The sequence below is a fragment of the Allokutzneria sp. NRRL B-24872 genome (genome assembly GCF_002155965.1).
Lineage (GTDB): Bacteria > Actinomycetota > Actinomycetes > Mycobacteriales > Pseudonocardiaceae > Allokutzneria.
In genome coordinates this window covers 1-473 of record NZ_MUMH01000280.1, presented here as the reverse complement: position 1 = coordinate 473, position 473 = coordinate 1, and the positions used below count along the sequence as shown (strand labels likewise).

Below are 473 nucleotides of genomic sequence, written 5' to 3'. Positions count from 1 at the left end.
GCGCCCTCGGGCTGCATGCCGATGATCTCGGAGTGCGCGTGCTGCGCGATCTGCCGGATCAGCGTCTTGCGGTAGCCCTCGGGCATCCAGTCGCGGGGCTCGATGCGCTGGTCCCGCTCGACCGTGCGCTCGAAGTGCTCAAGCAGCTCATCCATGGGTCTTCGCCACCAAGGTCAGGACGTCGTATTTGGCAACGGATTCACCGTTCTGGTTGGTCACGTCCGCGTCCCACCGCACCTCGCCGTGCTCGGCGTCCGCGCGCGGCGTGATCTGCTTCGCGGTGAGCGTCACGGTCAGCTCGTCGCCGGGGTAGGTCGGCGTGAGGAAACGCAGGTTCTCCAAGCCGTAGTTCGCCAGCACCGGGCCGGGCGCGGGGTCGACGAACAGCCCTGCGGCCAACGACACCACGAGGTAGCCGTGCGCCACGATGCCGTCGAAGAACGGGTTCGCGGCGGCGGCCTCGGCGTCGGTGT

2 protein-coding genes are annotated in these 473 nt (G+C 68.5%); both read right to left on the bottom strand.

All coding sequences use genetic code 11. The features are described from left to right. Positions 1 to 155 (bottom strand): Phenylacetic acid catabolic protein (locus CCN37_RS41900; RefSeq protein ID WP_371505697.1); only part of this gene is annotated, 155 nt, incomplete at its 3' end. Beyond that, on the bottom strand, positions 148 to 473 hold a 326-nt coding region (locus CCN37_RS37405; protein WP_256388111.1), incomplete at its 5' end, for a MaoC/PaaZ C-terminal domain-containing protein. The genes CCN37_RS37405 and CCN37_RS41900, both read right to left, overlap by 8 nt.